General features: G+C 55.6%; 14 protein-coding genes. 4 read left to right on the forward strand and 10 right to left on the reverse strand.

What is annotated here, in order from left to right; genetic code table 11:
- Position 1 precedes the first annotated feature (1 nt).
- From OVA03_RS04110 to OVA03_RS04130, 5 genes are all read right to left on the reverse strand, one after another.
- On the reverse strand, positions 2-712 hold the full coding sequence (locus OVA03_RS04110; protein WP_267526907.1) for a type 1 glutamine amidotransferase: 711 nt from the start codon (positions 710-712) through the stop codon (positions 2-4).
- A 39-nt stretch (positions 713-751) separates the two neighbouring features.
- A complete protein-coding gene (locus tag OVA03_RS04115) occupies positions 752-1996 on the reverse strand; it encodes a CCA tRNA nucleotidyltransferase (protein WP_267526908.1) in 1245 nt (414 codons plus the stop codon).
- Positions 1997-2028: 32 nt separating this feature from the next.
- The gene (locus OVA03_RS04120) at positions 2029-2535 is read right to left on the reverse strand and encodes a DUF1285 domain-containing protein (RefSeq protein WP_267526909.1); all 507 of its coding nucleotides are present in this window, start codon (positions 2533-2535) and stop codon (positions 2029-2031) included.
- Entirely contained in the window at positions 2522-3046 is a 525-nt protein-coding gene (locus tag OVA03_RS04125) for a GNAT family N-acetyltransferase (RefSeq protein ID WP_267526910.1), read from the reverse strand. The genes OVA03_RS04120 and OVA03_RS04125 overlap by 14 nt, the downstream gene beginning before the upstream one ends.
- A 137-nt stretch (positions 3047-3183) precedes the next feature.
- Positions 3184-3933, reverse strand: coding sequence for an enoyl-CoA hydratase-related protein (locus tag OVA03_RS04130; RefSeq protein WP_267526911.1), 750 nt, complete (start codon positions 3931-3933; stop codon positions 3184-3186).
- A 207-nt stretch (positions 3934-4140) separates the two neighbouring features.
- Here OVA03_RS04130 and OVA03_RS04135 point away from each other — a divergent pair, with 207 nt between their 5' ends.
- Positions 4141-5523 carry a hypothetical protein gene (locus OVA03_RS04135; protein WP_267526912.1) on the forward strand — a complete coding sequence of 461 codons (1383 nt, stop codon included), beginning with the start codon at positions 4141-4143 and terminating at the stop codon, positions 5521-5523.
- 190 nt (positions 5524-5713) lie between these two features.
- On the opposite strand, the gene OVA03_RS04140 is transcribed toward OVA03_RS04135, so the two are convergent.
- A complete protein-coding gene (locus OVA03_RS04140) occupies positions 5714-7039 on the reverse strand; it encodes a dihydroorotase (RefSeq protein ID WP_267526913.1) in 1326 nt (441 codons plus the stop codon).
- A gap of 149 nt (positions 7040-7188) precedes the next feature.
- Between OVA03_RS04140 and OVA03_RS04145 the strand changes: the two genes are divergently transcribed.
- Complete coding sequence (locus tag OVA03_RS04145; protein WP_267526914.1) at positions 7189-8037, forward strand: YgfZ/GcvT domain-containing protein; 849 nt, start codon at positions 7189-7191, stop codon at positions 8035-8037.
- A 5-nt stretch (positions 8038-8042) separates the two neighbouring features.
- A complete protein-coding gene (locus OVA03_RS04150; RefSeq protein WP_267526915.1) occupies positions 8043-8621 on the forward strand; it encodes a DNA-3-methyladenine glycosylase I in 579 nt (192 codons plus the stop codon).
- On the opposite strand, the gene OVA03_RS04155 is transcribed toward OVA03_RS04150, so the two are convergent.
- From OVA03_RS04155 to OVA03_RS04170, 4 genes are all read right to left on the reverse strand, one after another.
- Positions 8602-10482, reverse strand: coding sequence for a peptide MFS transporter (locus OVA03_RS04155; RefSeq protein ID WP_267526916.1), 1881 nt, complete (start codon positions 10480-10482; stop codon positions 8602-8604). The two genes, OVA03_RS04150 and OVA03_RS04155, sit on opposite strands and share 20 nt — an antisense overlap.
- A 136-nt stretch (positions 10483-10618) precedes the next feature.
- The gene (locus tag OVA03_RS04160; protein WP_267526917.1) at positions 10619-11989 is read right to left on the reverse strand and encodes a glutamate--cysteine ligase; all 1371 of its coding nucleotides are present in this window, start codon (positions 11987-11989) and stop codon (positions 10619-10621) included.
- Between the two features lie 166 nt (positions 11990-12155).
- Positions 12156-12893, reverse strand: coding sequence for a 16S rRNA (uracil(1498)-N(3))-methyltransferase (locus tag OVA03_RS04165; protein WP_267526918.1), 738 nt, complete (start codon positions 12891-12893; stop codon positions 12156-12158).
- Positions 12894-12910: 17 nt separating this feature from the next.
- A complete protein-coding gene (locus OVA03_RS04170; RefSeq protein WP_267526919.1) occupies positions 12911-13882 on the reverse strand; it encodes an alpha/beta hydrolase in 972 nt (323 codons plus the stop codon).
- A gap of 97 nt (positions 13883-13979) precedes the next feature.
- Here OVA03_RS04170 and OVA03_RS04175 point away from each other — a divergent pair, with 97 nt between their 5' ends.
- On the forward strand, positions 13980-14150 hold the full coding sequence (locus OVA03_RS04175) for a hypothetical protein (protein ID WP_189486701.1): 171 nt from the start codon (positions 13980-13982) through the stop codon (positions 14148-14150).
- Positions 14151-14158 lie beyond the last annotated feature (8 nt).

Here is a 14158-nt window from a genome sequence, read left to right on the forward strand (position 1 = left end):
CTTAAGCGGCCAAGAATCTGGAGATCAGCTTTAAGATATCCTGACTATGGCCCTGTTCCTGAAGGCTAATCAGGGCGGTATCGACCAGTTCCTCATCTATGCGCACGCCCCGGCGGGACTTCAGCAGATCACCGGCAAAATCAGCGCAAAACTCAGGGTGGCACTGAAACGAGATCGCCTTACGGTCAGAGTAGTACAGCGCCCCATACGGCGTGAACTCAGAACCCGCCAGCACAATGGCATTGTCGGGTTTTTTGACCACCTGATCCTGATGGGTCACCGCGACCTTGATGGCTCGATGCGCATCGTCGGTTAAGGTACTCCAGATATCGCCGTCATGGATAGTATATTCATGAAGCCCTACGCCCCAGCCTTTGTGAGATTTTTCGACATGGCCGCCCCAGGCCTGCGCCATGACCTGATGGCCGAAACAGATACCGACCACCGGCACATCAGCCCGCAGCGCTTTCAGCCAGTCAATCAGGGCCGCAATCCACGGATCACTCTCATAAACCCCGGCTGGCGAGCCGGTAATGACCACGCCGCGAAAGTCTTCATTAATATCCGGCAGTTCCCCGTCCAGCGTCTTAAATACCCGAAAAGCGCGCTCCGGCTCATGCAGCTTTTTGGCAAACATATCGGCATAGGTACCGTAGGTCACATCAAGACCTGCGGGCGGAATACCGGTTTCTAAAATGGCGACATAACTCATGGCACAGCAACTCAGTATGGTAAGTCAGGGGCGAAAATCTTACTCGCCGCTTATTTTTGGCTGTTTGTGAAGTTCGTCAAGGGCGCGATCTATCACGCTTTGCGAAAAATCATGTGTGCACCAGTCCGCCTCGATCCGTTTCAGGGTCTGGCCAAGGTAAGGGCCTGCCTCAATTCCTGCGGCCATGAGATGCCGCGCCGTCAGCGGAAACTCCGGTATGGTCATATGTTCAAGCTCAGCTATCGACCCGGCAAGATCGGCCCCGGTCTGCGCGTGGGTTAGATAGACTTCATCCGTGACAGCCTCACGCCCATACTCATAGAGCGCGCGCCGCAACGGATAGCCTCCGTCCAGCGCCTGCCGCACCTTAACCACAGCCTCAAGTCTTTGCCGGGCGCGATTTGACACTCTTAACCTCGAAAGTACATCGGTCACGGCGGAAACATGTCCGTCGAAGTACAGTCGCCCTTCATCGCTTTGGGCCAAAAGCGCCATAAACCGCCGCTCAATATCGGTGGTCGCCTGAACCATGCGTGTAAGCACCGCAGATTGCACCGGATCATACTCAAGGCCCGGCAGGATACGCGACATTATGCCCGTTTCCCACATTCGGTTATAAACGACCGGTGCACCGTCATAGACCAGCATCTTGGTCAGTTCCTGAAGCAGGCGCTCACCCGACAGGCCATCGATGCCGTATCTCAGGCGAATGCACGCCTCCAGAGACTCCGCATCAAGAGATTGCGCATAAGCCGCTGAAAATCTGAAAAATCTCAAAATTCGCAGATAATCCTCACGGATACGTTGTTCGGCCTCACCGATGAACCGCACCACCCGCGCATTGGCATCCTCAAGGCCTTTTCCGGTCGGATCGTAAACCTGCCCGCGAATATCGGCATAAAGCGCATTGAGGTAAAAATCACGTCTTTGAGCGTCTTCGGTCCAGTCTGTCGTGAAACTGACCACCGCCCGCCGTCCATCGGTTTCCACATCGCGCCGCAGAGAGGTAATCTCATAGGTCTCACCGCCCACCACCGCCGTGATAGTGCCAAACACCTTGCCAGTCGGGATATGGTGAATACCGGCGACATCAAGGGCGGCTTCGATATCATCGGGCGTCAGTTGCGTCGACAGGTCAAAATCGCTGACCGGCAAACCCATGATCAGATTGCGCACCGATCCGCCGACAAAGCGCACACACCCCGCCCCGCCCTTGGCCTCCAGCGCGGTAAAGACATCAAGGGTCGCTCCGGTACGCATGGAGACGGGCAGATCAAGATTCATCAATATTGCTTCCGGCACATATTCGGATGAGTCTAAATCACGCTGGGTTTAAGATCAAATGACTGCGATCCGAATATGATCCGATCCCTCTGCACATCCGCGATGTCAATCAGTCTGTACCAGGCCGCCCGCGTCACGCGCGCCCACAAATTATGGCGCACTCTGATCCGGGGCCACAAATCATCGCCATCAAAAGCCAGCGGATGCTCAGCCCCTAACGTCACGCGCTCACTCTGGTCTGTGCTGAAAACCAGCGTTTCCCCCTCACGATCAAAATCAACCGCCAAAAACGGTAGATCCTCGACGGTGATCTTCAGTTTTTCAACCGGCGTGATCAGGTAATAGCCATCGTCATCATAACGCAACAGCTTGGCAAATAAGAATATCAACGATTGACGCTCAATGCGCGCGCCTTCATGCCACCATGAACCGTCTGCGCGAATGACAATGTCTATCTCGCCGCACAGCTTTGGGTTCCAGAGCTCTACCGGATAGCCCTCAACCGGAGTGAACCTGTTTTCCAGATCAGCGCCGGACACTGACCTTACCCGTAAGCGGCGTCGCCCCCTCGGCATAGGCGATCAGGATACGCTTGGGATCGGCTGGCCCCGGTAGGGAAAGCTGCGCCCGCTCAAACCCGAACCGCTTGAAGTAGTCAAAATCCCCGACCAGAACCACCGCGCTCAGACCTTTCGCAAACGCCTTATTAAGCGCTGTTTCAACCAGTTGCGAGCCAATACCGCCACCCTGTACGACCGGATCGACCGTAATCGGCCCCAGAAAGGCCACTTCGGTACTCGTGTCACCATCATCAGATTTTACGACGACCGGCCATAATCTGACGGAACCCATAAGGGTGTCGCCCTTCATGGCGACCAGACTAAGATCGGGGTACGGGCGATTACCCTCACGCAAACGCTCAGCCGTCTTGACATAGCGGCCAGGGCCAAAAACCTTATAAATAAGGTTAGTTATAGCTGAATCCTGATGCACCGCCTCCGGTGCTACCACCAGTGCGTTCGTCGTGTCGCTGTAAAGATATGCGTCCAAGGGCAAATCCGTAACCTCAACCTGATCCGGCCAAAAGAACTAAAGCCACCGGGAGCGCGCGCTTTATAACGCGGGGGTATCCGCGTCAAATCAATTAGACCGTCAAACTGTGACAACTCTATGGTTGGCTATCGGGATCAGGCGGATTTTTTCATAAAGGCGGCAAAGGCTTGCGCCGCTTCGGGAGATGCCAGTTGCTCCTGGAAAATGCGCCCTTCCTCCACAATAACCGCCCACAAATCGTCAGGGGCGCGCATCAGGGATTTCGTGTGACGAAGCGCCGACGGCGACAATTTGGTCAGTTTTCGCGCGGCGGTCATGGCCGCGCCTAAAACATCATCGTCAACAACCGCCGTCGCCAGATTAAGCCGCAGCGCTTCGGATGCCGTAACCGCCTCGCCCAAAGTCATCCAGGCAAAGGCCCGTGGATGACCGACGAGTTTCGGCAATAGACGGCTGGAACCGGCTTCCGGTACCAAACCAAGCTGCACAAACGGCAGGGACAATCTCGCATCTGCTGATAGATAGACCAGATCGCAATGCAGCAGCATGGTGGTGCCGACGCCTACGGCCTGCCCCTGAACCGCTGCCAAAAGAGGTTTGGGGAAATAGTTGATAGACTTAAGGAATTGAAAAACCGGCAAGTCCTCAACGCCGCCATTCAGGAACCCCGACTGCATAAAATCAAGTATATCATTGCCCGCGCAAAAATCGCTCCCCTCGGCGCTCAGAACCACAGCCTTCACCTCAATATCCGCCGCTGCAGCCTCGATATGCTCACTCAAAGCCCGGTACATATCCGACGTCAGGGCATTCTTTTTGGAGGCGCGATTGAGGCGCACATGGACGATGCCATCCGTATATTCACTCAGAACCCACTCACTCATGACGTTTCCTCAAGCGTGCGGCATATGCCGATATAGAATTTTTATTTTCAGCGGTCTTTAAACATTACGCAGCGCCTTTAAGGACTTGCCATGCTTAGGCCATATCCTGTAGGCAATCTGCGTATAAAACTGACAACACCACCCCTTATAAGCCGGGTCAAGGCCGTTGCGCTGAGGTATTCCAAAACACTCTCTCGGGAAACTACGATGAACATTTTCTCAATAGCCCGCAAACTTCCGGCAATCGTTGCGGCAGCAGCGCTCGTCATGGGCGCGGGTCAGGCTCTGGCCGCTGACGTGAAGGTGACGGACAAAACCCGCGCCAAGGGCATGGCCGATGCGCCGGCGTTGCTGGCCACCTCCGGCGTTCCATGCCAGCTTAGCGACGCCCACTTTATCGGCGAAAGCACAGCCACGGCAACGGATGGTAAAAAATCCAAGATCGTCGTGTATGAAGTCGCCTGTCAGGCGGGGCCTGGCTATATTCTGGCCAAAAATGCCGACGGCACCATCGCCACAACCTTCAACTGCACGCAAGCCTGGTCTCAAAACGCAATCGACCCCAAAGCGACCAAGTGTTTGTTGCCTGCCAATGTGAACCACTATGCCTGGCTTCAGGAACCGGTTCAAAAGCTGAGCACGGCCTGTACCGTCAACAATGCCCGCTGGTTGGGCAGCAGCGATGAAGCCAAGATTGACCGCTACGAAGTGGGCTGTTCGGCCGGTGCGGGCGGCGTTCTGGATCTGGCGCGCGCGGGGTCTGCAAACCCCAGCACCTTTGATAACTGTCTGGTCATGGATCTGAAAAAGGTCACCTGCCAGTTCACGACCCGCGAGCAGGCGATTGCCGCAATTAAGCCTCTGGCGCAAAAGGCGTCGGCTTCGTGTCAGGTCAATAACTCCCGCCTGATCGGTCGCGTCACCGCCGACAACGAAGACTATTACGAGTTCGGCTGCGCCAATGAGGCCGGTTTCCTCGTCCGCGCCAAAACCAATGGCGACTATCTGGCCAAGATAAGCTGCGCCAATGCCGGAACTCTGGGCCCCTGCCAATACACAGACTCAGCGTCTTTGGTTGCCGGTCAGAATGCCGCCTACACCGCGACCCTGAAACAAGTCGGGATCAATTGCACGGTCGAAGCCTATAATGTTGTCGGCACCCAAACCCAGACTAACCGCGATTTCGTCGAGTTCAAATGCCCTGAGCAAGCGTTTGGCGTAATGGGTTTCTTGCCTAACGAAGGCTCAACCGCAAAAGCTGATGTGTTCGATTGCTATACCGGCATTGCCCGCAAGCGTGAGTGCACCCTGACCCCGGCTACGGTTCTGCTGGCCAACCTTGATGCCCTCGCTAAGGCCGATAAGAAGGATTGTGACGTGCAGGAAGCCCGCTATGCCGGCCTAACTGACACTGATGGCGTTCTAGTCGAACTGGCGTGCTCCAACAAGCGCGGCTACATCGCCGCCCTTGCCAAGTCACGCAAGACCTTTGAGGATATCATCGCCTGTAATATCGCCAAGAATCGTGCCGGTTATGAAACCTGCAAAATCCCAGGTAACGGCACCTATGTTTCGGATGTGAAGCCTTAAGCTGAACCTCTGAACCTCTGAACCTCTGAACCAAAATAAAAACCCCGCAGGCACTAACCTGCGGGGTTTTTATTTATAGCCAACCGTCCATAAATCGTGAGATTTGAGGTGAGTAGCAGGAGCTAAGCGACGGAGGTATATTAGATACCTCCTAGCGACAGCGACGCACTAATCACCCAAAGACCACGATTTATAATGTTTCCATGAACCGGCAGGATTCCCCCTTCGACGGCAGAACGATCTCATCATCGCGCATGACGACCTTACCGCGGATAATGGTCGCCTTGGGCCAGCCGTGCGCCTCAAAGCCATCAAACGGTGTCCAGCCGCAGCGTGAGCGCATGTTTTCGTGCTTCAACACACGCTTATGGTTCATATCGACCAGCGTAATATCGGCGTCATAGCCTTCCGCCATGCGGCCCTTACCTGCCACACCAAACACGCGCTGAGCCCCGGCTGAGGTCAGGTCCACCAACCGCTCCAGCGACAGCTTACCGTTATTGACGTGGGTTAGCATGACTGGCAGCAGGGTTTGCACCCCCGGCATACCCGATGGTGATGCCGGATAGGGCTTTGATTTTTCCTCCAGCGTATGGGGCGCGTGGTCGGACCCCAGCACATCAGCCACACCTTGCAATATCCCGCGCCACAGGCCATCGACATGGTATTGGTTGCGGACCGGCGGGTTCATCTGGGCCAGCCCCTTTAAGCGCTCATAGGCTTCGGGAGCGACCAGGGTCAGGTGCTGCGGCGTGATCTCGACGGTGGCGATATCCTTATTCTTCGACAGGAAGTCGATCTCTTCGGCAGTCGTCACATGCAGGACGTGGATGCGTTTTCCGGCTTCACGGGCCAGTCGCACCAGACGGTGGGTCGATTGAATGGCCGATTCGGCATCGCGGACATAATCATGGCTGGTCCAGTCGCCTTCGCGCGCCAACGGACGACGCTCAGCCAAACGGTATTCATCCTCCGAATGGAAGGTGGCGCGGCGATTAACCGCCTTAAGCACCGCCGCCACACCGGCATCATCGGCGATCAGCAATGAGCCGGTCGAGGCGCCCATGAATACCTTAACTCCACAGCAGCCCTTCAGGCGCTCCAATTCAGCCAGATGGTTGATATTCTCGTGCGTGCCGCCGACATAGAAGGCATGGTCGCAGTGCATACGGTGGTGGGCGCGTTTCAGCTTATCTTCAAAGGTCGCGACATCAATGGTATTGGGGTTGGTGTTGGGCATTTCAAACACCGCCACAACCCCGCCCATGACGGCGGCCTGAGAGCCGGTTTCAAGGTCTTCTTTCCACTCAAGGCCCGGCTCACGAAAATGCACTTGGGTGTCGATCACGCCCGGCATAGCCAGAAGGCCAGAGGCATCAAACACCTCACCGGCCTCAGTGGCGTCAAAGTGCCCAAAGCCTGCAAACTTACCGTCCTTAATGGCGATATCGCCCATACCGCGTCCCGCATGATTGATGATATCGGCATTTTTGATAATCATATCGTATGTGGGCATGACCGGCTCCGTTCGGTTTGGATTTATGGCCGCGTCTTACACCTTTTCAGGGCGGGCAGGCCAGACATTTTAACGTGTTTGCGCAGAGGTTTACCTTGCAGCGACACCTTAACGCGCCCAAATAAGACTGAGATTTTCAGGAACCCGCCATGACCCAAATTGCCGCCCTGCCCCACCGCGCCTTGATCGGCTTTACCGGCCCGGACTGGGCCAAATTCCTTCAAGGGCAATCGACCATCAACCTTGATAAGATCATGGCTGATGTCGAAGCGGGGCGGTTGAATAAGCTCTATTATGCGGCCTTTTTGACGCCGCAGGGTAAGATGATCACCGATGCTTTCATCTATACTGTGTCCGCCGAAGAAGCTTGGCTCGATATTCCGCGTGACCTGCGCGATGAAATGTTTACGCGGCTAAACCTCTACAAGCTGCGAGCCAAAATCACCTTATCCAAGCTGGATAACCCTGTGTTTGCAGCCTTTGGCGGGCCCCTGCTTGCCGGTTTCAGTGAAGACCCGCGCGCCGCTATTATCGGTCAGGACGGCCAATTGGGCCTCAGCTACGCCCCGCAGATCGCCACGGCTGAACTCAGCGCGTGGATAGACTATCGCCTGACCCATGGCCTGAGTGATCCGGTGTTCGATTATCCGCGCGAGTATCTGTACCCCATTGATGCCAATCTCGATCTGCTCGAAGCCATTGATTTCAAAAAAGGCTGCTTTGTCGGTCAGGAAACGACCTCACGCATGAAACGGCGCGGCCATATCAAGAACCGTATCCTGCCGCTTAAGGTCACCATAGATGCGCCGTTTGAAACCGAGGTGCTGAACGGTGAACGCCGCGCCGGTGAGATTTTGACCTCACAGCCGCCCCGTGCTTTGGGCCTGATGCGGCTTGATCGCACCTCCGGCGCTCTGACCGTCAGCGGACAGGCCGCCACGCTTGACATCCCCGACTGGTTGCAGCCCCATATCGCGGTCGCCAACCCCGCCGGATAAACCTAATGAGATGCCCCTGGGCCGAAGCCCATCCCGAATATGGCCCCTATCATGACTTTGAGTGGGGCACGCCCGTTTATGATTCGCGCGCACTCTATGAAAAGCTAGTGCTGGATGGTTTTCAAGCGGGACTGTCGTGGATTACAGTCCTTCGCAAACGAGACGCCCTGCGTGAGGCGTTTCAGGGTTTTGATCCGGAGATTGTGGCCCGCTTTGATGAGGCCGATGTTGAGCGGTTGATGAATGACGCCCGCATCATTCGGTCACGTACCAAGATCAATTCCGCCATCCATAATGCGCGTGTCACCCTGAAACTGCGCGATCAGGGCATTGAGCTATCCGACCTGATCTGGGGAGCCCAGGATTACAAACCACAGGTCAACCACTATGCCGAAAACACTCAGATACCAGCGCAAACCGAAGCCTCAATTGCCTTATCAAAGCTCTTGAAATCCAAGGGCTATAAGTTTTGCGGCCCGACCATCGTCTATGCCTTCATGCAGGCGGTGGGTCTAGTCAATGATCACCTGATATCCTGTGATCGTCACCAGACCCTGATCGCTATTAGTGAACGACGTCCTTAGTTGTGTCGTTGGCGCCGTAAGACCAGTGCTTGATGAAGAAGGACAGCACAAACAGGCCCACGCCCAAACCAACGCCCCACAGGCCGATGCTCCAGAACACATCCAGCGATGATTTCAGCGATGCGGCCTGATCCAGCACCTGCCCGCCCACGGTTGCGGTTGAGGTATGGCCGGCGATAATACCCGCCAGATACTGGGCGGCGGATGAGGCCAGGAACCAAATGGCCATCATGGTCGACACAATCACCGGCGGCGAGAGCTTGGTGATCTGCGACAAGCCGACCGGCGACAGGGCCAGTTCACCCCAGGTATGCAGCAAATAGGTCATGGACAGGAAGATCAGCGGCACCCGGAACGCACCGTCGGCGAAATTCGCCCCCCACACCAGCAACATGAAGCCCAAGCCCACATTGACCAGACCGAATGAGAACTTCTTGACGGGATCGGGGTCAGCGCCGCGGCGGCCGAGGAAGGTGAAAATCGCCGCAAAGACCGGCGCAAAAATCAGGATAAAGCCGGAGTTGAACGACTGCACCTGTGAGGCGGTCAGGGTCATATCAACAAAGACGTAACCTGCGGGTACGGTAAGGGCGGCCAGTTGCGCAGGCGTGGCCAGAACGAAACTTTGGCCCAGAAGGTTAAAGATGACCGGCGCATCAATGAGGTTCAGGTTCGTGTTACGGGCCGCAAACAGGTTGAGCGAAGACCCCGCCTGCTCAAACAGCGTAAAGAAAATCACCGACGCAAAGATCAGCACAAACGCCAGACCTAACCGGTAATTCTCTTCTCTGGAAAATTTGGTGACCATAGTCAGAACGACATAGCCGATGATGCCAAGCGATGATGCCAACAGGAACCAGCCCACAATATCATTGCGCTGAACCATGAAATAGATAACCGGCAAGGCCAGAATGGACGCGCCATAAATCAACCATTCCTGACTGATAGGGCCCGCCACCGGCTTTTTAAGCTGCTGCGGTGCCGGCGGTTCGCCATTGCCCTGCAGCCACGGTTTGCCGAGCACGAACACAACCAGACCGGCCAGCATCCCAAGGCCGGCCAAACCGAAGCCATAGCCCCAGCCATAGGTTTCGCCCAGCAGGCCACACAGAATGGCCGCCCAGAACCCGCCCAGGTTGATGCCGTAATAATAGAGCGTAAAGCCCGAATCGCGGCGGGGGTCCCGGTCGGGATAAAGTTGGCCGACGATCGAGGATATATTGGGTTTAAGGTAGCCCACCCCCATGATGATCAGCGAAATCGACAGGAAGAACGCATGTTCCGCCCACGGCGTGATTTTCTTGACGCCGGTCTCAAACGATCCTGACTCAAGTACCGGAGGCAAGGCCGATCCGGCGGGCAGACCCACAATCTCGAGCCCGCCCGATTTGGTCGGCGCCACCGCATAGGCCTCATCACCAACCTTAAGCAGCGGGTTGGACAAATGATTGCCCTCGCGCACGAACTCATAGGTCGCCCCCTGATGGGTCAGTGTCTGCACGTTCGGCGAACCTTCCAGCGCCATGCCGCCATGCCCAAGCACCAGGAGAATAGCCCCGAACACAATCGCCTTACGGGTTCCCAGGTATTTATCGGCCATCAACCCACCAATCAGCGGCAGGAGATATACCAGTGTCGTATAGGACGCGTATTGCTGGCTGGCCTTTTCGTCGCTGAACAGGAAATGCTTGGTCAGGTAAAAGATCAAAAGCGCTCGCATACCGTAGTAGGAAAAACGCTCCCACATTTCGGCAAAGAACAGCACAAACAATCCCTTCGGGTGGTTGCGCATCTGCATGACGACGGGAATCGCCGTCAGGATCGTGACAATAATGCCGGCGGCGATAACGATATTTATCATTCTGCTTAGGTCTCTTTGTGAGGCTGACGCAACAATTTATACGGTATACGATACATGTCGTATATACGTCACGAAAAGAACAGCAAAATAAAATTTTGGCAAGTCAGATTGTTTCAAACGGGACAATCCGAGGAATTTAATAAGCATATTCCCCGTAGAGGCGGCTTACATCCCCGCCCCAGCGACCGTGGTACGCTTCCAGAAGACGCTCAGCCGGTGTGATTCCGCTTTCGGCGATCTCGAACAGTTCGCCAAGATATCCCGTTTCATCGACCATGCCGCCCGATAGGCGATTCCGGCGTTTTAGGCCCTCGCGGGCGATGTTCAGGGTCTCCAGCGCGATTTCCTGAACCGGACGCCCTGCGATCGTGCCTTTCAGGCCGGTTTTGGCCGCCATGCCGCGCAGGGTGTCGTGGTCTTCGAGGCTCCAACCCTTGACCATATCCCACGCGGCTTCGAGGGAAGTCTGATCGTACAACAGTCCGGCCCAAAGCGCAGGGAGTGCGCAAATCCGGCTCCACGGCCCACCGTCAGCCCCGCGCATCTCAAGGTATTTTTTAAGGCGCACTTCCGGGAACAGCGTCGTCAAATGATCCGCCCAGTCGTCGATATTTGGCAATTCACCCGGCAAGGCTGGCAATTCACCCTTTAAGAATGATCGGAAACTCTGGCCCGATGCATCGATGTAGCCGCCATTGGGCGCACCATAGCGTTTGACGAAATACATAGGCACATCAAGGGCATATTGCGCATACCTCTCAAACCCGAAGCCATCCTCAAACACAAACCCTAACATGCCCGTGCGATCGGCATCGGTGTCGGTCCAGACATTGGCGCGAGCCGACAGGAAGCCGTTGGGCTTGCCCTCGGTGAACGGCGAGCAGGCAAACAGGGCCGTCGCAATAGGTTGCAAGGCCAGCGACACACGGAACTTTAAAATCATGTCCGCTTCGGACGAATAATCAAGATTGGCCTGGATGGTCGAGGTGCGCAGCATCATATCAAGGCCTAAGTCGCCCACCTTGGGCATATAGCTGCGCATGATATTATAGCGCCCCTTGGGCATGACCGGGGTTTCTGCCCGCGTCCACAGGGGCGAAAAGCCTACGCCTAGAAACCCAAGCCCGATTTCGGAGGCCACGGCCTTAACCTCTTCAAGGTGCTGGCCCGTTTCACTACAAATATCGTGAACGGTCTCAAGCGGCGCCCCTGACAGTTCAAACTGTCCGCCAGGTTCAAGAGATACCGAAGCGCCGTCCCGCAGCAGGGCAATGACATGGCCGTCTTCAAATACCGGTGTCCAGCCAAACCGTTGCAGGCCCTCCAGCATGGCCTTGATGCCGTTTGGCCCCTCATAGGTGGGACGACGCAGCGTTTTAAGATCAAAGACGAACTTTTCATGCTCAGCGCCAATGCGCCACGCCTCGCGCGGTTTACAGCCGCTTTCAAAATAGGCGATCAGTTCCTCATGGCGCTCTATAGGCTTTGAAAATTCCTTTAAGGCCATGAAACACCTGTATCTCTGTAAGTCTTTGAAACTGTAACCGGAAAGGTTCCGGCTCTATATGTGCGGGTCTTTGGATGAATACAAGCGCGCACGCGCATATTCTTTTGAGGTTACGTGCATGAACTGCGGGCAAGGATCAATAAAGCGAAAAAATCTAAAGTGCCCCTTACCGCCAGTCCCCGCATATGGCCTGATAAAGGGTAAGCGCGCTGATGGCGGCCGTATCCGCCCGCAATATCCGTGGCCCCAGATTGACCGCGACGGCGCGGGGCAAGGCTTTTAACGTGTCGCGTTCAACCTCATCAAATCCGCCCTCCGGCCCGATGAGTATGGCGGCAGGGCCAGTTATGTCTTTCAAGGCGGTAAGCATGGGTGGGACCGAATTGCCGGCATGGGTGGAGTCTTCATCGCCATAAACCAGCGGGATATCAGCCTCATCCATAAGCCATTTTTCAAGTTTGACCGGCGCTAGAACCTGCGGCACATCAAGGCGTTCAGTCTGTTCGGCCGCTTCCTGCGCAATCACTTGCAAGCGGTTGACATTGGTGTGATCAGCGTTAGTTCGGCGTGTAATCAATAGTTGAATTTGCGCCACACCGAGTTCGGTCGCTTTTTCGATAATGGTTTCCAGCCGCGCCCGCTTGACCAGCGCGATCAGCAGCACCGGGCCAGACGCATCGGGCTGGGGCCTGATCTGCTCAACTAGTTCCAGATGACAGGCCTTCTTCGTCAGGGTGTGAATGCGCGTCCGCCATTCGCCGTCGATACCGTTGAAAATAGCGACCTCATCCCCGACGCTGAGACGCATAACCGCGCCCAGATAACGGCTTTGGTCAATATTGAGCGGAATGACAAGCCCGGCGCTATAGGCCCCGTGCTGTTCCTGAATAAATAGTCGGATCATAGCCGGTATTTAGCGATTTAAGGCGCGGGCTTCAATCGCGAAGTGATAAAGGCGTCAACTGCGGACGTATAGGCCCCCGGCATCCCCAAAGTCCTATTGATCTCTTCGTGAGTAAGGTTCTGCGGCAGGACGATCATGTCACCTCCGCCCTTAGTCACCTTGGCTTTAAACGCATCGGCCTCGCCGCACGGTTTATCCTTACGCTGAGAGGAACAGACCACCATCATCGGTACGGCCTGCGGCGTCCACTGATCCATGGGCGACGCCTTAACCCAGTACGCCTTATCCGCGCCGAAGGCTTCGTCATAGAACCCCAGATGGCGGCGGCCCATGATCGCAGGCACGCTCATGACTGCGGAATCCAGCACCACCGTCCCGCGCCAGTTCGTGCCCACCATAGCGGGATTGGACGATAGCAAAGCGACTATGTGTGCCCCTGCGGAATGTCCCATCAATATGACCTGATCCGGATTGCCGCCAAATGACGGAGCGTTTGATTGGACATAACGCATAGCGGCGGCGACATCCTGCGCCTGCTCATAGGCCATGGCATCCGGTAGCAAGCGATAATTAACGCTTATGAAAATATAGCCCTTACCCAGCCAGTATTTTAGTTTGTTTTCGATCAAACCGGTATTGGCTTTATCCCCGATTTTCCAGGCCCCGCCATGCACCATGACGATCACAGGTGCCGATGTCACCTTCGCCGGAATATAGACATCCATAGCCTGCTGAGGGTGGTCGCCATACGACTTGGTCAGCTTGCGCGCCCCCGGTGAAATAGCCCCGACATCAATCACCTGGCTTTCCGCAGCCTTCTTGGCTTCCAGTCGCGCCTTGAGACGTTCCCGAACCGGACCTGCGTCTGCAACGCCCGCCAAAAAGGCCGCCACTATGGATAATATCCAAAATCTTTTCATCATCAGGCCCGTATTGGTGATTTCTGAGATATTCCGGTAAAAATTCAGGGTTAAGGTTTTTAAGCTCACCTTCAAATTACCATTGATATTATCACGGAAATTTGAATAGATAGCGACAGCAAAAGGCAAGGTTCAGGCCCTTGCCGCTTTGGGGGTAGAGTTTGCAATGAAACTGACGGCGACCACGCTACTGCTATGCCTGCTATCGGCGGCGCTGGTGATCGGCAGCCTGTTCGGCTACGCCCGCCCCCTGCCCTTTTTAAGTGAGCATAAATACTGGCTAATGAGCGGTGGCTGGGCCGTGCTGTTTCTGGGGTTTGTATTCAAAGGCGAGTGAGGATTGGG

The sequence above is a fragment of the Asticcacaulis sp. SL142 genome (assembly GCF_026625745.1).
Taxonomy (GTDB): Bacteria; Pseudomonadota; Alphaproteobacteria; order Caulobacterales; family Caulobacteraceae; genus Asticcacaulis.

Bases quoted from the DNA above. Each gene is read 5' to 3' on its own strand.
- OVA03_RS04145 (WP_267526914.1), top strand. From the start codon at position 7,189: ATGACCCAAATTGCCGCCCTGCCCCACCGCGCCTTGATCGGCTTTACC.
- OVA03_RS04110 (WP_267526907.1), bottom strand. From the start codon at position 712: ATGAGTTATGTCGCCATTTTAGAAACCGGTATTCCGCCCGCAGGTCTT.
- OVA03_RS04160 (WP_267526917.1), bottom strand. From the start codon at position 11,989: ATGGCCTTAAAGGAATTTTCAAAGCCTATAGAGCGCCATGAGGAACTG.
- OVA03_RS04150 (WP_267526915.1), top strand. From the start codon at position 8,043: ATGAGATGCCCCTGGGCCGAAGCCCATCCCGAATATGGCCCCTATCAT.
- OVA03_RS04165 (WP_267526918.1), bottom strand. From the start codon at position 12,893: ATGATCCGACTATTTATTCAGGAACAGCACGGGGCCTATAGCGCCGGG.
- OVA03_RS04115 (WP_267526908.1), bottom strand. From the start codon at position 1,996: ATGAATCTTGATCTGCCCGTCTCCATGCGTACCGGAGCGACCCTTGAT.
- OVA03_RS04175 (WP_189486701.1), top strand. From the start codon at position 13,980: ATGAAACTGACGGCGACCACGCTACTGCTATGCCTGCTATCGGCGGCG.
- OVA03_RS04155 (WP_267526916.1), bottom strand. From the start codon at position 10,482: ATGATAAATATCGTTATCGCCGCCGGCATTATTGTCACGATCCTGACG.
- OVA03_RS04140 (WP_267526913.1), bottom strand. From the start codon at position 7,039: ATGCCCACATACGATATGATTATCAAAAATGCCGATATCATCAATCAT.
- OVA03_RS04130 (WP_267526911.1), bottom strand. From the start codon at position 3,933: ATGAGTGAGTGGGTTCTGAGTGAATATACGGATGGCATCGTCCATGTG.
- OVA03_RS04135 (WP_267526912.1), top strand. From the start codon at position 4,141: ATGAACATTTTCTCAATAGCCCGCAAACTTCCGGCAATCGTTGCGGCA.